The organism is Algoriphagus lacus, from assembly GCF_003583985.1.
Lineage (GTDB): Bacteria > Bacteroidota > Bacteroidia > Cytophagales > Cyclobacteriaceae > Algoriphagus > Algoriphagus lacus.
In genome coordinates this window covers 300,207-316,433 of sequence record NZ_QXML01000005.1, presented here as the reverse complement: position 1 = coordinate 316,433, position 16,227 = coordinate 300,207, and the positions used below count along the sequence as shown (strand labels likewise).

Annotated in this window: 22 protein-coding genes; 16 read left to right on the top strand and 6 right to left on the bottom strand. The window is 45.1% G+C overall.

From position 1 onward, the window contains the following. The first annotated feature begins 31 nt into the window (after positions 1-31). Both D0X99_RS12215 and D0X99_RS12210 read left to right on the top strand, forming a co-directional pair. A complete protein-coding gene (locus tag D0X99_RS12215) occupies positions 32-1,648 on the top strand; it encodes an acyl-CoA carboxylase subunit beta (protein WP_199708082.1) in 1,617 nt (538 codons plus the stop codon). A 37-nt stretch (positions 1,649-1,685) separates the two neighbouring features. Further along, positions 1,686-2,531, top strand: coding sequence for a transglutaminase-like domain-containing protein (locus D0X99_RS12210; protein ID WP_119478103.1), 846 nt, complete (start codon positions 1,686-1,688; stop codon positions 2,529-2,531). Here the strand turns inward: D0X99_RS12210 and D0X99_RS12205 are convergent. Beyond that, positions 2,525-3,103, bottom strand: a complete 579-nt coding sequence (locus D0X99_RS12205) for a redoxin domain-containing protein (protein ID WP_119478102.1) — start codon at positions 3,101-3,103, stop codon at positions 2,525-2,527. The two genes, D0X99_RS12210 and D0X99_RS12205, sit on opposite strands and share 7 nt — an antisense overlap. Positions 3,104-3,107: 4 nt before the next feature. Beyond that, positions 3,108-3,737, bottom strand: coding sequence for a 4'-phosphopantetheinyl transferase family protein (locus D0X99_RS12200; RefSeq protein ID WP_119478101.1), 630 nt, complete (start codon positions 3,735-3,737; stop codon positions 3,108-3,110). Between the two features lie 36 nt (positions 3,738-3,773). Between D0X99_RS12200 and D0X99_RS12195 the strand changes: the two genes are divergently transcribed. The 4 genes from D0X99_RS12195 to D0X99_RS12180 all read left to right on the top strand — a co-directional run bounded on the left by D0X99_RS12195 (position 3,774) and on the right by D0X99_RS12180 (position 6,649). Beyond that, a complete protein-coding gene (locus D0X99_RS12195; protein WP_119478168.1) occupies positions 3,774-4,694 on the top strand; it encodes a WD40 repeat domain-containing protein in 921 nt (306 codons plus the stop codon). An 87-nt stretch (positions 4,695-4,781) separates the two neighbouring features. Continuing rightward, a complete protein-coding gene (locus D0X99_RS12190) occupies positions 4,782-5,816 on the top strand; it encodes a DivIVA domain-containing protein (protein WP_158587704.1) in 1,035 nt (344 codons plus the stop codon). Continuing rightward, positions 5,816-6,181: a dihydroneopterin aldolase gene (gene folB / locus D0X99_RS12185; RefSeq protein WP_119478099.1), complete on the top strand. Its 366-nt coding sequence runs from the start codon at positions 5,816-5,818 to the stop codon at positions 6,179-6,181. The genes D0X99_RS12190 and folB overlap by 1 nt, the downstream gene beginning before the upstream one ends. A gap of 9 nt (positions 6,182-6,190) precedes the next feature. Beyond that, complete coding sequence (locus D0X99_RS12180) at positions 6,191-6,649, top strand: DUF4268 domain-containing protein (protein WP_119478098.1); 459 nt, start codon at positions 6,191-6,193, stop codon at positions 6,647-6,649. On the opposite strand, the gene D0X99_RS12175 is transcribed toward D0X99_RS12180, so the two are convergent. Together D0X99_RS12175 and D0X99_RS12170 are read right to left on the bottom strand one after the other, a co-directional pair. Further along, positions 6,646-7,140 carry a DUF6265 family protein gene (locus D0X99_RS12175; protein WP_119478097.1) on the bottom strand — a complete coding sequence of 165 codons (495 nt, stop codon included), beginning with the start codon at positions 7,138-7,140 and terminating at the stop codon, positions 6,646-6,648. The two genes, D0X99_RS12180 and D0X99_RS12175, sit on opposite strands and share 4 nt — an antisense overlap. Positions 7,141-7,176: 36 nt before the next feature. Then, on the bottom strand, positions 7,177-7,491 hold the full coding sequence (locus D0X99_RS12170; RefSeq protein ID WP_119478096.1) for a HesB/IscA family protein: 315 nt from the start codon (positions 7,489-7,491) through the stop codon (positions 7,177-7,179). Positions 7,492-7,604: 113 nt separating this feature from the next. Between D0X99_RS12170 and D0X99_RS12165 the strand changes: the two genes are divergently transcribed. The 6 genes from D0X99_RS12165 to D0X99_RS12140 are packed head-to-tail and all read left to right on the top strand — an operon-like array spanning position 7,605 to position 11,909. Beyond that, positions 7,605-8,126 carry a DUF7935 family protein gene (locus D0X99_RS12165; RefSeq protein ID WP_119478095.1) on the top strand — a complete coding sequence of 174 codons (522 nt, stop codon included), beginning with the start codon at positions 7,605-7,607 and terminating at the stop codon, positions 8,124-8,126. A 4-nt stretch (positions 8,127-8,130) separates the two neighbouring features. Further along, positions 8,131-8,544 (top strand): YkvA family protein, encoded by a 414-nt coding sequence (locus D0X99_RS12160; RefSeq protein WP_119478094.1) that lies wholly within the window; start codon positions 8,131-8,133, stop codon positions 8,542-8,544. Between the two features lie 31 nt (positions 8,545-8,575). Next, positions 8,576-9,199 carry a thioredoxin family protein gene (locus D0X99_RS12155; RefSeq protein WP_119478093.1) on the top strand — a complete coding sequence of 208 codons (624 nt, stop codon included), beginning with the start codon at positions 8,576-8,578 and terminating at the stop codon, positions 9,197-9,199. Further along, a complete protein-coding gene (locus D0X99_RS12150; protein ID WP_119478092.1) occupies positions 9,196-9,915 on the top strand; it encodes a Rossmann-fold NAD(P)-binding domain-containing protein in 720 nt (239 codons plus the stop codon). The genes D0X99_RS12155 and D0X99_RS12150 overlap by 4 nt, the downstream gene beginning before the upstream one ends. Continuing rightward, entirely contained in the window at positions 9,912-10,364 is a 453-nt protein-coding gene (gene dtd / locus D0X99_RS12145) for a D-aminoacyl-tRNA deacylase (protein ID WP_119478091.1), read from the top strand. Before D0X99_RS12150 ends, dtd begins: the two co-directional genes overlap by 4 nt. A 60-nt stretch (positions 10,365-10,424) precedes the next feature. After that, positions 10,425-11,909, top strand: coding sequence for a sulfatase family protein (locus tag D0X99_RS12140; protein WP_119478090.1), 1,485 nt, complete (start codon positions 10,425-10,427; stop codon positions 11,907-11,909). 1 nt (position 11,910) lies between these two features. Here D0X99_RS12140 and thiL read toward each other — a convergent pair whose 3' ends face one another. Both thiL and mce read right to left on the bottom strand, forming a co-directional pair. Next, the gene (thiL, locus tag D0X99_RS12135) at positions 11,911-12,939 is read right to left on the bottom strand and encodes a thiamine-phosphate kinase (protein ID WP_119478089.1); all 1,029 of its coding nucleotides are present in this window, start codon (positions 12,937-12,939) and stop codon (positions 11,911-11,913) included. Between the two features lie 157 nt (positions 12,940-13,096). Next, complete coding sequence (gene mce / locus D0X99_RS12130) at positions 13,097-13,498, bottom strand: methylmalonyl-CoA epimerase (RefSeq protein ID WP_119478088.1); 402 nt, start codon at positions 13,496-13,498, stop codon at positions 13,097-13,099. A 94-nt stretch (positions 13,499-13,592) separates the two neighbouring features. Here mce and D0X99_RS12125 point away from each other — a divergent pair, with 94 nt between their 5' ends. The 4 genes from D0X99_RS12125 to D0X99_RS12110 all read left to right on the top strand — a co-directional run bounded on the left by D0X99_RS12125 (position 13,593) and on the right by D0X99_RS12110 (position 16,212). Next, positions 13,593-13,919 carry a HesB/IscA family protein gene (locus D0X99_RS12125; RefSeq protein ID WP_111394434.1) on the top strand — a complete coding sequence of 109 codons (327 nt, stop codon included), beginning with the start codon at positions 13,593-13,595 and terminating at the stop codon, positions 13,917-13,919. Positions 13,920-14,061: 142 nt separating this feature from the next. Next, the gene (gcvT, locus tag D0X99_RS12120; RefSeq protein ID WP_119478087.1) at positions 14,062-15,156 is read left to right on the top strand and encodes a glycine cleavage system aminomethyltransferase GcvT; all 1,095 of its coding nucleotides are present in this window, start codon (positions 14,062-14,064) and stop codon (positions 15,154-15,156) included. Then, positions 15,156-15,866, top strand: a complete 711-nt coding sequence (locus tag D0X99_RS12115) for a 2-phosphosulfolactate phosphatase (RefSeq protein ID WP_119478086.1) — start codon at positions 15,156-15,158, stop codon at positions 15,864-15,866. The genes gcvT and D0X99_RS12115 overlap by 1 nt, the downstream gene beginning before the upstream one ends. A 109-nt stretch (positions 15,867-15,975) precedes the next feature. Further along, the gene (locus D0X99_RS12110) at positions 15,976-16,212 is read left to right on the top strand and encodes a YdcH family protein (RefSeq protein ID WP_119478167.1); all 237 of its coding nucleotides are present in this window, start codon (positions 15,976-15,978) and stop codon (positions 16,210-16,212) included. Positions 16,213-16,227: the final 15 nt, after the last annotated feature.

The following is a 16,227-nucleotide window of genomic DNA, read 5'->3' as shown; positions in this document are numbered from 1 at the left end:
TATAAACCCAAATTGACCAATGAACTCCCCAATGGAAAAAGCGAACCAGAATTTTTTGGATTTACTCGAAAAGCTCCAAGCCAAAACCGAACAGGTGAAACTCGGTGGAGGCAAGAAACGAATCGAATCAGAGCATGAAAAAGGAAAACTGACAGCGAGAGAGCGGATCGATTACCTCGTAGACCGGGATTCCCAATTTTTGGAAATCGGGGCATTTGCAGCAGATGGAATGTACGAGGAGGAAGGTGGCTGTCCTTCGGCCGGTGTGGTGACCGGAATCGGCTATGTCAGTGGCCGGATGTGTGTAATCGTAGCCAATGATGCCACAGTGAAAGCTGGAGCATGGTTTCCGATTACAGCCAAGAAGAACCTTCGCGCCCAGGAAATTGCCATGGAAAATCACCTGCCGATTATTTATTTGGTCGACAGTGCCGGTGTTTTTCTTCCTATGCAAAATGAAATTTTTCCTGATAAGGAACACTTTGGTCGCCAGTTTCGCAACAATGCGAAAATGTCTGCGATGGGAATCGTCCAAGTGGCAGCGATCATGGGTAGCTGTGTGGCAGGCGGAGCTTACCTGCCGATCATGTCCGACGAAGCAATGATCGTAGATAAAACAGGATCAATTTTTCTAGCAGGTTCTTACCTGGTTAAAGCCGCCATCGGCGAGACAGTCGACAATGAAACTCTAGGAGGAGCTACTACCCACTGCGAAATCTCCGGAGTGACGGACAATAAATACCCCAACGATCCCGCTTGTCTGGATGCGATCCGGAAGATTTTTGCAACTCTGGGTGAAAATCCCAAGGCAGGATTTGATCGGATAGAAGCCAAGGATGCGGGAATTTCAGGGGACCGGTTGCTGGAGATATTTCCTCTGGATCGGGTGAAACCCTATGATATGCGGGAGGTGATCTCCGGATTAGTCGACGGAGGACAACTGGATGAATACAAAAAAGACTACGGCAAAACCCTGATTTGCGGTACAGCCCGGATTGAGGGTTGGGTAGTCGGAATCATTGCCAATCAGCGAAAAATCGTCAAAACCGCCAAGGGTGAAATGCAGATGGGAGGAGTGATTTACTCCGATTCCGCAGATAAAGCTGCCCGATTTATCATGAACTGTAACCAGCGGAAAATTCCTTTGGTATTCCTGCAGGATGTGAGTGGATTTATGGTGGGATCCAAAGCCGAACATGGAGGTATCATCAAAGACGGCGCAAAAATGGTCAATGCCATGGCCAATTCTGTGGTGCCCAAGTTTACGATTGTGGTTGGGAATTCATACGGCGCAGGAAATTACGCCATGTGTGGTAAGGCATACGATCCGCGCTTGATCTACTCGTGGCCAACCGCCCAAATGGCGGTAATGTCAGGTGCTTCTGCTGCGAAAACTTTGCTTCAGATCAAAGTTGCTTCCTTGAAAAAAACCGGAAAGGAGATTTCCTCAGAGGAGGAAAACCAACTTTTGGAAGAAATCACCTCCAAATACAATGAAGAACTGAGTCCATATTATGCCGCTGCGAGATTATGGGTGGATGGGGTAATCGATCCGAGAGAAACCCGTAAAGTCATCAGCATGGGGATCGAAGCGGCTAATCATGCTCCGATAACGGAAAGATTTAATGTCGGGGTGATTCAGACCTGATCGTTTTTTGTAACTTAAATCTGTCAAGAAAATTGCCATGAGTGAACTGACTCCTGCCCAAATGGACGCATTGGTTTCGTTGTTGGATGATCCGGATATGGAAGTTAAAAACCATGTCCGGGAGAAAATCATCTCCATGGGTGCAGAGATTATTCCTTTTTTGGAGCAAAAATGGGAGACGAGTTTCAATCCTGAAGTCCAGAAGGAAATTGAAGAATTGGTGCATGACTTGCAGTTTTCTCTGGTAAAAAGCCGACTGGCGGAATGGAGAGATTCGGAAGACAGAGACTTGCTGACTGGGCTTTGGATTCTCAACACATACCAATATCCGGATCTGGATTTTGCAAAGCTCAATGCTGAAATGCATCAGATTTATTTTGAGGTCTGGACCTCTTTCAAAAATGATCTTCAACCTTACGATCAGGTTCGAATCATCAACAACGTCCTTTTCAATACCCTGCGGTTTTCAGCCAATACCAAGAATTTTCACTCACCTGGCAACAGCATGCTTTCCACGGTTTTGGATACTAAAAAAGGAAATCCGATCAGCCTTTGCGCGATTTACCTGTTGGTAGCCAAAAAACTTGGATTGCCGATTTACGGAGTAAACCTGCCCAATCTTTTTGTGCTGACCTACAAATCAGCCGATATCACGTTTTACATCAATGCCTTCAACAAAGGCTTGATCTTCAGTAGGCAGGATATTTTCAACTACCTGGAGCACCTCAAGATCGAACCCAAAGAGGAGTTTTTTGAACCTTGTGCCCACTTGGATATTATCCTCAGATCCTTGAGAAATCTGGGCAATGCCTTTGAAAAACTGGGAGAGTCCAATAAAGTGGACGAAGTCAGGGAGATGATTTCGATTCTCGAAAATCAATAAGTACGGACATTACATCCCACGGCCCGGACTTGTCCTGGAGTTGGGCTTTCACCTCTCAAAATCTGGTTTAAAGCCCGTTCAAGGTGTTTTTCCGTCACTGCTGATTCAGCTTGAGGATTATTGTCAAGTGCACCCCGATACTTGATTTCAAGTCCGTTGACTCCCTGGGCCAAGACGATTACTTCAGGAATTTTTGTGATTTGAAAGATTTTTGTCCAGGCCTGACCTGCATCGATCAAGTATGCCATATTCAATCCGCTTTGGTCAATGAAAGACCTCAAAGGCATTTGATCTGCTTCCCCTGTTCCACTTTCTGGATTTACCAAAGCAAAGGCAATCCCCTGATTCTGGAAAGTTGCTTTCAGTGCTTTGATTCTACTTTCATACATTTTTGCGAATGGACAATCCAAACTATGAAAAATCAAAACAATGCCCTTTCCGCTGACCATTGATCCCAGAACTTTTGGCGAACCCGTCACCGCATCTACTGCGGAAAGTTCGCTAAGATTTTGAGCCTGTGAGGAAAATATCATTCCCAAAAAAAGGACGAAAACTGCTGCTAGTTTTTTCATGTGTTTACCAAGTGGTGTAGGTCAGAATTACATTTTGCAAACGCCTCACTTCAACGGTATAATAATGATCTGCAAAGTCCGTACCCCTTATTTTTCCTTTGATTTTTTCAGCCTTATTATCAAAGGGCTCCAGTAGAATATTATCACGAAAAGACACTCCTCTTTTTCCCTGGCATTTGAAAATGGATTCCTTGGCAGACCAAGCCATTGTGTAGTGAGCAGGGTCTTTTTCCAGAAAATCCAATTCTGATCTATCCAGAAAGCGAAAACCGATAGCCAAAATTTTCTCCCTGATCAGGTCCATGTCGATTCCCACAGGCTGCTCCCTATGAAAGATGGCGCCAGCAAATCCCGGGGTGTGGGTCAAGGAGACAAATCCCTGTCCGTTCATGGATTGGGATTTCCCATGCTCATCCTTGAAAAAGCCAGGATATGGAACTTGCAACGCCTCCAAGGCATCATAAATCGCCAGCCGGGCAGTGGCCCATTCTTTCTTTTTTTCTGGGTGGGAAATGTTGGCGTAGGAGAGTTTTTCGCGGAAACTTAAGAAATCCAAGTGTTGATCTTCATGAGGCTCGATAATCTTCACTGCCAGGGCCGAGGAAGAATCAATTTTTTCTATTTTTGTTTGCATAGGCCAAAAGGGCGCCGCTGAGTGATCGTCCAATATATGTCAAAAATCCAAGTAAATAAATTACACACGCTGACCGGGCACAACGACTGCATCTATGCATTGACGGAGGGGAGTGATCCCCGATTTTTTTATACCGGAGCAGGTGATGGTATGGTGGTGGAATGGGATCTAGATCTCCCCAAAGACGGCAAATTAATAGCCAAATTGCCCCATTCAGTCTATGCCCTTGAGGTAGATCGGGAGCGGAATCTTCTGATCATAGGGCATAATTTTGAAGGGATTCATGTCATAGATCTCAATGAAAACAAAGAAATCTGGAGTTTGAAGCTGACCGATCAGGCCATTTTCGACATCAAGGTTTTTGGCAATGAGATCTTCGTCGGAACCGGTGATGGAGTTTTGGTGGTGGTGGATATTTCCGAAAGGGTAATCAAAAAGCACATCAAGCTGAGCTCAAAAAGTATTCGGGTGATGTCTATTGCTCCGGGCAAGCGTCAACTGGCTATAGGACTGAGTGACCATTCGATCAAGATTTTGGATTTGACCAATGGATTTCAGCCGATTGCCAACCTGGTTGGGCATACCAATTCCGTTTTCGCCCTCAGTTACTCGCCGGATGAGCAACTGCTCGTGTCAGGGGCCAGGGATGCACATATGAAATTCTGGAATGCTGATAATTACACCATTTCAGAAAATATCGTGGCACACATGTATGCCATTAATTTTTTATCTTTCAAGGAGGACGGAAAGTATTTGGTGACCTGCTCGATGGACAAATCCATCAAGGTCTGGGATGCTGAAAATTGTAAACTATTGAAGGTCATTGATAAAGCGCGAAACGCCGGTCATGGCACCTCGATCAACAAAGTTCTCTGGAGTACTTACACCGGTGATGTCGTGTCTATTTCCGACGACCGGACCATTTCTATCTGGCAAATTGAAGCTGAAAATTTATGAAATCGAGCATTTCTTGGCCTTTCCGCAGTGGAAAAATGATCTCAATAGCGAGATTCCATGTGGCAATTAAAAAACAATTATAAGCACATGAAAATATCCCCTACAGCCATTCGGCAAAAAGCGTTTGAAACCTCCTTCCGAGGATTTGAGAAAAAACAAGTCACCGATTTCCTCGAGGAAATGAGTGTTGCCATGGAGCAGATCAACCAGGAAAACCTGGATCTTCGCTCCAAGCTTCAGCAGGTAGAAGGAGAAGCAAAACGACTCAAGGATGTGGAGGATTCACTTTTTCGAACCCTGAAAACTGCTGAGGATACCGGGGCCAGTATTATTACCGAAGCTACTGAAGCAGCCGATCAGATTATCTCAGAGGCCAATTCCATAGCAGAGCAAACTACCAAAGAGGCCTATTCAACAGCTGAAAAAACCACAAAGGAGGCTAATCAATATGCTCAACAGGTAAAAAAACAAGCCGATGAACAAGCTCGGATCATTACCTCTGCCGCTGAAGCAAAAGCAAAAGAAACCATCAAGGAAATCCGAGAAAGCATGCAGAGTTTGGTCCGTAGCTACGAAGGACTGTTGGAGCAGCGGGAAGCCTTGGTAAAAAGTCTGAAGCGACTTTCTCAGGACGCACTGAATCAGATCGAACTTTCAGACGCGCACTTTTTCAGAATCGATGCTAAAGCCTATCAGCGTGCGGTGGAGGAACTGAGCCGATCCAGTCATTTCACCGTTGCCAATATTGCAGCTTTGGCTACCCAAGCGGTTCCACCTGCAAATGCAGAACCTGAAGAGCAGTTTGAAGAAGACATGTCAGCAGCTCAGATGGATGAAGAAACTCAGGAGACTGTCAGTGCCTGGCAGCATGAATTGGAAGAAGAGGGGGAACTTCCGTTGGAGGAATTGGAAGAAGAGAAGAAACTTCCGTTGGAGGAATTGGAAGAAGAAGTAGAAGAGGAGCCAGCACACGTAGAGGCTCAGGTAGAAGTGGAGGAGGAAGCTCCGATTGAAGAGGAAATCCCTGCAAAAGCCCAACCTGAGGTAAAGCTTGAAGCTGAAGAACCCAAACCTGAGGATCCCAAAAAATCTTCCGGGTCTTTCTTTGATCAATTTGACTGATGGGTAAAGTCGCGCTGGAGGGAATAGAGTTTCATGCCTATCATGGCGTCTATCCGGAGGAATCCATACTTGGAAATCGCTTTACGCTGGATCTGGAATTGGAGACTGATTTCAAAGAGGCTATGCTTCACGACAGTCTCAAGGACACGGTCGATTACGCCAAGTTGTACAAACTGATCAAAGCCCGAATGGATGTCAAAGTGAAGTTGCTGGAGCATCTGGGCCATTTGATCGTCGGTGATATCCTTCATGCATATCCCAAAGTGAAATCCATCCGACTAACCTTAAAAAAACACCACCCCGCTTTGGGAGGAATCGTTCAGTATTCTGCAGTGACGGTCTGCTATCCGGAGGATTTTGCCTAGTTACTTTTTATGTATAGCCGAGCAGAAACTTCCAAAATCCGGACTGAATTCTGGATCAAATTCGGGTACTACATGAAGCCCGTACCCAATGCCCAAGGCCGAAAAATCAATTGGCCCAATTACCGGACAGGAATCAAGGATGTGTATTTCAGGATGAAAGCAGAGCGGGAATTTGCTTCCATCGGAATTGAATTGGGGCATCCGGATGTCGAGTTACAGGAACTGTTTTTTGATCAGTTCAAAGAACTGAAAAACCTGCTCAAAGCCAGTTTGGGTGAGGAATGGGATTGGAAACTTCATTCAAAAAATGAGATGGGGCAGACTGTTTCCAAAATCGAAAAAGTGCTTCCCGGAGTCAACGTGATGGAGCAGGCTGATTGGCCAAAGATCATTTCCTTTCTCAAGCCCAGAATCATCGCGCTGGATGAGTTTTGGGACAATGTGAAACCGGGATTTGAGGATTATTAAAGTGGCTTTCGCGTGTATTTGAATTCCTCGATACGTCGGACACCATTTTCTGTCAATGCGAGGCTGAAGTGCAACTGATCGTCCTTGCGCTCGATAGTCAAGCCGTGAAACCAAGCCTTGTTTTCAGTAATTTCAATTAACTTAAAGGTGGTCCATTCGGTCTTTTCTTCCCAGCCTTCCAGATCAGGCCCAAAATGTTTGAGTTTCATGGAGACACTTTCTCCATCCTGAACCAAATTCATGAATTCCGAGAAAATCAGTTTGCCGTTTTCCCACATTCGAAAAGTTCCGATCATGTGCCCATCCACTGCAGGCATCCAGACTTCCTCGCAGTCTCCACCCAATCCTGGCCCGGCCCAATAGCCTACCATCCAACTCAGATCTTCCACCTTCCCTTTCCCAGGGGATTGGTTGTGTTCGAGTTGGCGGACTTGCGCCTGCAGGAAATGACTAAATGTCAGGAGAAAAGCGATCGTGAACAGTAACTTCATAGTCTTGAAAAGGATCAGACTGAAAGGTACAAAAAATCAAAGATCGTGTCGCTTTGGGATGTCGGGATTTACAAAGGTGAATCCTCTTGCTTCATCTCCCTCAAAAAAATCAATCTGCATTCCCATCAGGAACATGAAGTGTTTTTTTTCAATCAGTACCGGTATTCCGGAGATTTCAAATTGCTGATCTTCAGCCTTTGCCTTGTCAAATCCCAAGGCATAGGACATTCCCCCACATCCTCCGCCTTTCACACCCACACGCAGGGAATAATCCGCCGGGATGTTTTTATTGGCCATGATATGTTTGATTTCAGCTTCGGCTTTTGAGGTGATTTGAATAGGACTTAGCATGAAAGGAAAATCGGTTTTTCCGGTCTTTGGTTCAGAAGTTCTGTCAAAATTATCGAAACGGCCGGTTTTTTGACAAGTACCAAATACTGATATTCGAATACTAATTCACAGAAATGGAATACTTACTGGATTTATTAAAAATTATCCTTCCTGCGGGTGCAGTGCTTTATGGGATGTACTTGGTCGTCATGTCTTTTCTCTCCAAAGAGCGGGAGAAAATGCTGGTCGATCTAAAAACTCAAAATACCCAAGTGGTTCTTCCCATTCGGCTTCAGGCAGCGGAGCGTCTTTGTTTGCTGCTGGAGCGCATAACTCCCAATAATCTGGTTCGTCGATCCAATCCCAGTCAGTTTACGGCGGCGGAACTACACCCAATGCTTTTGGCGGAAGTTCGAGAGGAGTTCAACCACAACTTGAGCCAGCAGGTTTATTTTTCGGAAGAAACCTGGGAGGCAGTGAGACGGGCAGTAGAAGATGTGACCACGATTTTGAACCTCAGCCGTCAGTCACTTGAAGCCGAGGCAAGTGGAATGGATTTGGCGCGAGCCATCTTTGCCCAGTCTTTGGATCGGAAAAACGACGCCATCACTTACGCACTTCGCCAGGTTAAATCAGAAATTCAACTTTATTTCTAAACCCATGACAACGCTCACCGGTAAGACAACAGAAATCCTCGACAAAGCCAAATCTCTTTTTGGTAAGCAGGTCCAGGCGATTATCCGTCAGGAGCACAAGGCGGTTGAGTTGATCCAAAATGTGGGAAAAAAGCTGGCCAAACTTGCCGATCATCCTAAAGTCAAACTGATCACAACACCGATCTCAATTTTTGTCCGGATGATCAAGGCCCATGTTACTGGCGGGCATAAAATCGCCGTCAGTACCCTTGGAATGATCGTTTTGGCTTTGGTTTATTTTCTCTCGCCTATTGACTTGGTGCCTGATTTTCTCGGATTTTTTGGTTTTGCGGATGACATATCCGTCGTATTGGCAGTTTATGCCAAGGTAAAAGACGAAGTAGAGCGCTTTTTGGAATGGGAGCGAACTCAGATTTGAGTAACGCTGTTTGTCTTCCAAATTATAGTTCATGGAGTTTTTAAGCCATCCCGTCACCCTGCAGGTGATCGAAAAAGCATTTTCTTATCCGGATTTTGTCAGGTTCACAGAGCAGTTGGTGACAGAAAACCGCACCACCGGCGCAAATCAAAGTCAGGCTTACCTTGATTATACCCGGATGTGTCTTCAGCGGATGAACCGGTGGAACAAGACGGCCAAGGTTTCTTCAAAAATGGCCCAATTGATTGAATCTATCCGGGAACCACAAATTTGGTTGGTCATCACCGAAGCCTGGTGCGGAGACGGGGCACAGTCCATTCCTTACATGGCCAAGTTGGAGGAGCTGAATCCACTGATCAGCCTGAGAATAATTATGCGGGACGAATATCCTGAGATCATGGATGCCTACCTGACCAACGGGGCGCGGTCCATTCCGAAGTTGATTGCTTTTACTCAGGATCTGAAAGTGGAGTTGTTTATGTGGGGACCAAAGCCAAGCTACCTGATGAATCGGCATAAGGAATATAAACATGACGCCAAAGGACTTCCCTATTCAGCATTTTTGGAAGAAATTCACCTTTGGTACGCCAAAAACAAAAATCATGACCTCGAATCCGAGCTTTTTCCCTTAATTGAATCTACTTTACTTCCATGAAAATCGCGTTAATCTCAGGTACATCAGGTCTGGTTGGCATGCAGTTGCTTCACCAGTTGGTTCATAGCAAAGCCTATGAATATGTGCTAAGTGTAGGCCGAAGGAAACTTGCCCTCAAGCATGATAAACTCATCCAAATCGATGGGGATTTGGCAAAGCTCAACTCTTGGGACTGGGAAGAAAAAGTCAAATCACAGGCTTTTGGAGGGGAGTATCATTCCTTATTGGATTCTATTTTGGGAAACAAGGCTGAAATCCATGCCTTTTCATCCTTGGGTACCACCATCAAGCAAGCCGGGTCAAAGGAGAAATTTTATGCAGTTGATCACGATTTGGTGATAGGATTTGCCAAGTGGGCGAAAAAACTTGGAGCGAAAAAATTCCTGTATGTTTCCGCCATGGGCGCTGATGCCAAATCTTCGATCTTTTACAACAAAGTCAAAGGAGAAACTGAAGAGGATCTTAAAAGCTTTCAATTTGACTATTTGGGATTGTTTAGACCCTCGCTTTTATTGGGTCAGAGGCATGAGTTTCGATTTGGCGAACTAGTAGCGACCGTTTTCATGAAGCCAATGGTATGGCTGAAACTCTTTAAAAATTACCGGCCGATTTATGATCATCAAGTGGCTAAATCTATGGTGAAAAAAGCCCTGACAACAGTTTTCAATCCAGTGGAAGTGATCACTTCCGGTGAAATGCAAGACCTCAGCAAATGATTGCAGTCATTCAACGTGTATCCGAATCCTCGGTAAAAATCGAAGGAAAAATCAAGGCTCAAATCGGGACGGGTTTGATGGTTTTGTTGGGAGTAGAGGAGGCGGATGGAGCCGAAGACATCGAATGGCTCTCCAAGAAAATCGTGAACCTTCGGATTTTTCCGGATGAAAATGGCGTTATGAACCGCAGCGTATTGGAAGTTGGAGGGGAGATTCTGCTGATCTCCCAGTTTACTCTTCACGCCAGCACCAAAAAGGGAAACCGGCCTTCTTACATCAAAGCAGCTAAACCTGATATCGCAATACCCATGTATGAAAAGATGATCCTGGCATTGGAGACAGAATTAGGGAAATCAATCGGAACGGGAGAATTTGGGGCAGACATGAAAGTCAGCCTGGTCAATGACGGACCTGTGACAATTGTGATCGATACGAAAAACAGGGTTTGACTTGCGATTGAGCAGGATGGTTAATCCTCGCTGATCTTTATTTTCAATGAAAAAACCGCCATGATGAGTTTTTTCTTGAATTTACTTGCCACTGTATTTTTTTGTTTGAACTCCGATTCCCCGGATTCTCAATATGTTACTGATTCTTCTGGGGCTGAGCAATCAAAACCTAACCTCGTTTTTATATTAGCTGACCAATGGAGGGCTCAGGAAATGGGCTATGCAGGAAATACGCAAATCAAAACGCCCAATCTGGATCAATTTGCCCAGGAAAGCCTGATTTTTCAGAATTCGATTGCAACATTACCCGTCTGTGCTCCATGGAGAGCTAGTTTTCTGACAGGCCAATACCCTTTGACACATGGGATTTTTTACAATGATAAGCCACTTCCAAATGAGGCTTTGACCTTAGGGGAGATCTACAAAAATGAAGGATACCAAACCGGCTACATTGGGAAATGGCATCTGAATGGGCATCAGCGTGGGGAGGATCCATTTAGCGGCAGAGACAAGCCTGTGCCGGCGGACCGAAGACAGGGCTTCGACTATTGGAAAGTCAGAGAAGTCACCCACAACTATAACAACAGCTTCTACTTTGATGAAAAAGATGAAAAACATACCTGGCAGGGATATGATGTGTTTCCCCAGACCGATAGTGCAATAAGTTTTATCTCGAAAAATAGAACCCGGCCTTTTGCCCTAGTACTATCTTATGGGCCTCCTCACGACCCGTATTTTTCAGCACCTGATGAATTCAAAAAGCTTTACAATGCCTCTCAATTGACCCTCAGGCCTAATGTGCCAGAGGAACTGCAAGACAGTGCAAGAAGGGTTTTGGCAGGGTATTATGCCCATGCTACGGCCGTAGATTATGCTTTTGGAAAATTGATTCGGGCTCTTGACAGCCTGGGAATAGCAGACAATACCTTGGTCGTTTTCACTTCCGAGCATGGGGACATGTTGCTGTCTAAGGGTGTATTGAAAAAGCAAAGGCCTTGGGATGAGTCCATTCAGGTTCCTTTGCTGATTCGCTATCCTAAAAAATTAGGGTCGACTTCCCGATGGATAAAAAATCCAATAGGAACGCCAGATTTGCTCCCCACACTTTTGGGTTTGAGTGATATTCCCATCCCAAAAACGATTGAAGGGAATGATTTCTCAGATGACTTGCTGAAGGGTTCGGATATTTCCTCGGATGGAACCTTGATCATGCTTCCGGTTCCTTTTCACGAATGGCAATTTTCAAATGGGGGTAGGGAATACCGAGGGATTCGGACAGTCCGGTACACCTACGTAAGAGACCTGCAAGGTCCCTGGTTGCTTTATGACAATCAAACCGACCCTTATCAACTCAATAACTTGGTTGATAATCCTCAATTCAAGGGTTTACAACTGGAACTGGAGAACCTGTTGCAAGCAAAATTGGATGAGCGAAAAGATCAGTTTCTTCCGGCAGATCACTACATGTCGCAGTGGAATTATCTCTATGACCGGACTGACAGCATTAGACCCCAGGACTACCTGATGAGAAACAGGCTTCCTTGAATCAAAAATGCTTCCAGCCTTGGGCTTTCAATTGCACTGCGGTTCCGCTTTTTGTTACCAGGTACTTTCCTTCTTCCGGTTTGGTGATGTGACCGATAAAGTGGATATCGGGATGCTTTTCCAGCTTAGCAAAGTCCTTTTGATCGATAGTGAAAAGTAACTCGTAGTCCTCTCCGCCATTCAGGACACAGGTAATCGGATCCAAATTCAGCTCAACTGCCGTGTCAAAGGTCTGCTTGTCAATCGGGAGTTTGTCCTCGTAAATCGTTGCACCAACTTGGGATGCTTTGCAGATATGGAAAATCTCTGAAGCCAACCCGTCCGAAACATCCATCATTGAGGTTGGAACTACACCCAAGTCCCGCAGTTCATGGATAATATCCATCCGAGCATCAGGCTTCAGCTGACGGCTGGTCACAACGGTATATTTCTCCAGATCAGGTTTCATATCCGGATTGGCTAGGTAAACCTGCTTTTCCCGCTCCAAAATTTGAAGGCCAACCAATGCAGCTCCCAAATCCCCTGTTACGCAAAGAATGTCATTGACTTTAGCACCGGATCGATAACTGAGTTGCTCTTTTTTTGCTTCGCCAATGGCAGTGACGGAAATAATCAATCCACCTCTTGAAGCGGTGGTGTCTCCTCCGACCAAATCTACCCCATAATGTTCGCAGGCGGCATTGATTCCCTCATAAAGTGCATCTACCGCTTCCACTGAAAAGCGATTGGAAAGCGCGATACTTACCGTGATTTGTTTGGGAATCGCGTTCATCGCCGCCACATCTGAAACATTGACCGCAACCGCTTTGAATCCTACGTGAGTCAATGGAGCATAAGAAAGATCAAAATGTACTCCTTCCAATAACAGATCGGTAGTCACCACTTTGACATGATCACCGGCTTCTATCACCGCGGCATCGTCGCCTATACCTTTGATGGTTGATGTGTTTTTGATCCTAACTTGACTATTCAGATGATCAATTAGGCCAAACTCGCCCAATTCACTTATTTCAGTTCGTTTATTTGACATTTGGATTTACGATTTTTGAATTACGATTTACGAGCCATTGCCCAAAGCTTTGGATGGGCCTTCGACTTCGAGACTCCCGTCTCTCAGGTGATCAGGCTAACTTGGTTTCAGATTTCTGACTTTCTACCGCCGACTGCTTACTGCGACTGCCAATTGCCTACTTTTTTTCCTGGCACAATTCCACCAACACCCCGTTGGTGCTTCGCGGGTGCAAAAATACCACTAATTTATTGTCGGCACCTTCTTTTGGACTTTCATTCAGGATTTCAAATCCATCGGCTTGGAGTCGGGCTACTTCAGCGTGAATGTCTTCCACATCAAAGGCAATGTGGTGTATGCCTTCCGATTTTTTCTCCAAGTACTTGGCAATAGGGCTGTCCGAACGGGTGGCTTGAAGCAATTCTACCTTGGTTTCTCCTACCTGGAAAAAGCTGGTTTCTACGCCTTCACCTTCCACAGTTTCAGTTTTAAAGTGTTCTTTTCCAAGGAGTTTTCGAAAGAGCTCATTGGATTTTTCAAGATCTTTGACAGCAATTCCGATATGTTCAATTTTCCTCATGAGGTTATTTTGTATCTTTGGGTTGAATCTTTTTCAAATGGGGTGTGTTTTCCACACATTCGAAAGCAATATCAATAAGTAAAGGTATAAAAGTATGATCACCGTTTCTGACAAAGCCAAAGAGAGAATTCTCGAACTGAAGAAAGAGGAGGGCCGGGCTGAAAATGAAAATATCCGGGTTTCTGTGAAAGGCGGGGGTTGTTCCGGCTTGATGTATGATCTGGGATTTGATGCCACGCTGGCGGATACCGACCATGTCTTCGAAGACAAAGGAGTCAAAATCCTAGTGGATCGAAAAAGCCTGCTGTACCTTGCCGGCACGACCTTGGAGTTTTCAGATGGCCTCAATGGCAAAGGATTCCAGTTTGTCAATCCAAATGCGAGCCGTACCTGCGGATGCGGGGAAAGCTTCTCGGTTTAATTATAATCCATTTTACAAACTCTATTAAAAGCAGCTCAAAAAGCTGCTTTTTTTATGTAAATACTTTGGGATAAAATCATTTTTCACAGCGTCCAAATCGCCCTCAATCCTTACCTTTGCCCACGTTAAAAACGACCCAAATATGGAAAATCCAGTCAAAAACATTCCTTTAAATGACCTTCATGTAGCCCTTGGTGGCAAAATGGTTCCTTTCGCAGGCTTCAACATGCCCGTGCGCTACAGTTCGGACAACGAAGAGCATCTCTGCGTGCGAAATGGGGTAGGAGTGTTTGACGTTTCTCACATGGGTGAGTTTTTTGTGGAAGGCCCTCATGCCTTGGAATTGATCCAAAAAGTGACTTCCAATGACGCGTCCAAGTTGGTCGTGGGTCAGGCGCAGTATTCCTGCTTTCCCAATGAGACTGGCGGGATCGTGGATGATTTGATCGTCTACAAGTTTTCTGACGAAAAATACATGCTCGTTGTCAATGCGTCCAACATCGACAAAGACTGGGCTTGGATAAATAAATTCAATACCATGGGAGCGAAGTTGACCAATGCTTCTGATGAGTATTGTTTGTTTGCCGTCCAAGGTCCAAAAGCGATTGAAGCCGTGGAGTCATTGACTCCGGTCAACCTTTCGGAAGTGAAATTTTACCATTTTACTGTGGGTGAATTTGCCAGTGTTCAGGATGTGATCATCTCAGGTACAGGTTACACCGGTGCGGGAGGATTTGAGATTTATGTGAAAAATGCAGATGCCGAGCATGTGTGGAAGTCGATTTTTGAAGCAGGAAAAGATTTTGACATCAAGCCCATCGGATTAGGTGCCAGAGATACCTTGAGATTGGAAATGGGCTATTGCCTGTATGGCAATGACATTACCGACACCACTTCTCCAATTGAGGCAGGTTTGGGTTGGATCACCAAATTCACCAAGGATTTCACCAATTCGGAAGCACTGAAAAAACAGAAAGAGGAGGGAGTTTCCCGGAAATTGGTTGGGTTTATCATGCAGGAGCGAGGTATTCCAAGAGGTCACTATCCTATTGTGGATTCAGCTGGAGAAGTAATCGGTGAGGTGACTTCAGGAACTCAGTCTCCAAGTATGGGCGTAGGTATCGGTATGGGCTATGTCAAAACTGAATTCAGCAAGCCCGGAACTGAGATTTTTATCCAAATCCGTAATAAAAACTTGAAAGCTCAGGTCGAAAAACTTCCACTTCTGAAGGCTTAATGAATAAAATTGAGGTTTGCTTCAGCCCTGAGCTGATTCACTTGCATGAGTTGCGAGGCAAAATTGTGGTGGTGGTGGATATTTTTAGAGCCACTTCCACCATGGTTGCCGCCTTGGCACATGGAGTTCGGGAAATTCTTCCCTTTGCCGATTTGGAGGCCTGTCGAAAAATGCAGGACAAAGGTTTCCTGATCGGAGGTGAGCGAAATGGACTTACAGCTCCGGGTTTTGAAATGGGGAATTCCCCCGTGGCCTATCTCCAAGGTAACTATTCAGGCCGAAAGCTTGCCATGACTACGACCAATGGGACTCAGGCCATCGAAAAGTCCCGAGGTGCTCAAGAAATCCTAATCGGATCTTTTCCAAATCTTCAGGCGACTGTCACCTACATCCAGAAAAAAGAAAAAGACGTCTTGATCCACTGTGCTGGATGGAAGGGCCGTTTTAATCTGGAGGATTCCCTCTATGCCGGTGCTTTGGTTAAGTCCTTGGAATCGACGCATTATGCCGATGAAGATGGGGCTTTGGCTATGAAATCCCTTTTTGAAAAAGAAGGCCATGATCTAAAAAGTTACCTGTCTCAGGCTTCCCATGCAAAGCGCCTGCAAAACCATGGAATAGAATCAGATATTGATTTTTGCCTGACTTTGGACTTGTATGAATTGGTAGTAAAAGTCGACGGAAGAGGTTTTTTGGTAGGGGTTAAATAGCCTATCTATGTTAGGTATAAAGTAAAAAGTCTTGCAACAGCCTGACCTTTGTCATGATTTTTTTGAGCTCTCGGGGCTAACCTTGTGTAAAGACAAAACCCATAAAATCATGTTTAGAAAGCATCCCTTGACGGAAGAATTCCCGGAATTTGCAGAAAAAATCCACACCATGAAGGTGGAAGATGAGCACTTCAAAAAGCTATACGATCATTACGATGAGGTAGATCATGAGATCTACAGGATTGAGTCAGACTCAGAGCCAGCCTCTGACGAAACGGCAAACCATTTAAGAATTACCCGTCTAAGATTGAAGGACGAGATTTATCAAATGCTGAAAGAGAATTAAGCTAAATCACAAAGA

Coding starts and splice junctions, on each gene's coding strand:
- D0X99_RS12215 (WP_199708082.1), top strand. CDS start 32: ATGGAAAAAGCGAACCAGAATTTTTTGGATTTACTCGAAAAGCTCCAA.
- D0X99_RS12210 (WP_119478103.1), top strand. CDS start 1,686: ATGAGTGAACTGACTCCTGCCCAAATGGACGCATTGGTTTCGTTGTTG.
- D0X99_RS12205 (WP_119478102.1), bottom strand. CDS start 3,103: ATGAAAAAACTAGCAGCAGTTTTCGTCCTTTTTTTGGGAATGATATTT.
- D0X99_RS12200 (WP_119478101.1), bottom strand. CDS start 3,737: ATGCAAACAAAAATAGAAAAAATTGATTCTTCCTCGGCCCTGGCAGTG.
- D0X99_RS12195 (WP_119478168.1), top strand. CDS start 3,774: ATGTCAAAAATCCAAGTAAATAAATTACACACGCTGACCGGGCACAAC.
- D0X99_RS12190 (WP_158587704.1), top strand. CDS start 4,782: ATGAAAATATCCCCTACAGCCATTCGGCAAAAAGCGTTTGAAACCTCC.
- folB (WP_119478099.1), top strand. CDS start 5,816: ATGGGTAAAGTCGCGCTGGAGGGAATAGAGTTTCATGCCTATCATGGC.
- D0X99_RS12180 (WP_119478098.1), top strand. CDS start 6,191: ATGTATAGCCGAGCAGAAACTTCCAAAATCCGGACTGAATTCTGGATC.
- D0X99_RS12175 (WP_119478097.1), bottom strand. CDS start 7,140: ATGAAGTTACTGTTCACGATCGCTTTTCTCCTGACATTTAGTCATTTC.
- D0X99_RS12170 (WP_119478096.1), bottom strand. CDS start 7,491: ATGCTAAGTCCTATTCAAATCACCTCAAAAGCCGAAGCTGAAATCAAA.
- D0X99_RS12165 (WP_119478095.1), top strand. CDS start 7,605: ATGGAATACTTACTGGATTTATTAAAAATTATCCTTCCTGCGGGTGCA.
- D0X99_RS12160 (WP_119478094.1), top strand. CDS start 8,131: ATGACAACGCTCACCGGTAAGACAACAGAAATCCTCGACAAAGCCAAA.
- D0X99_RS12155 (WP_119478093.1), top strand. CDS start 8,576: ATGGAGTTTTTAAGCCATCCCGTCACCCTGCAGGTGATCGAAAAAGCA.
- D0X99_RS12150 (WP_119478092.1), top strand. CDS start 9,196: ATGAAAATCGCGTTAATCTCAGGTACATCAGGTCTGGTTGGCATGCAG.
- dtd (WP_119478091.1), top strand. CDS start 9,912: ATGATTGCAGTCATTCAACGTGTATCCGAATCCTCGGTAAAAATCGAA.
- D0X99_RS12140 (WP_119478090.1), top strand. CDS start 10,425: ATGATGAGTTTTTTCTTGAATTTACTTGCCACTGTATTTTTTTGTTTG.
- thiL (WP_119478089.1), bottom strand. CDS start 12,939: ATGTCAAATAAACGAACTGAAATAAGTGAATTGGGCGAGTTTGGCCTA.
- mce (WP_119478088.1), bottom strand. CDS start 13,498: ATGAGGAAAATTGAACATATCGGAATTGCTGTCAAAGATCTTGAAAAA.
- D0X99_RS12125 (WP_111394434.1), top strand. CDS start 13,593: ATGATCACCGTTTCTGACAAAGCCAAAGAGAGAATTCTCGAACTGAAG.
- gcvT (WP_119478087.1), top strand. CDS start 14,062: ATGGAAAATCCAGTCAAAAACATTCCTTTAAATGACCTTCATGTAGCC.
- D0X99_RS12115 (WP_119478086.1), top strand. CDS start 15,156: ATGAATAAAATTGAGGTTTGCTTCAGCCCTGAGCTGATTCACTTGCAT.
- D0X99_RS12110 (WP_119478167.1), top strand. CDS start 15,976: ATGTTTAGAAAGCATCCCTTGACGGAAGAATTCCCGGAATTTGCAGAA.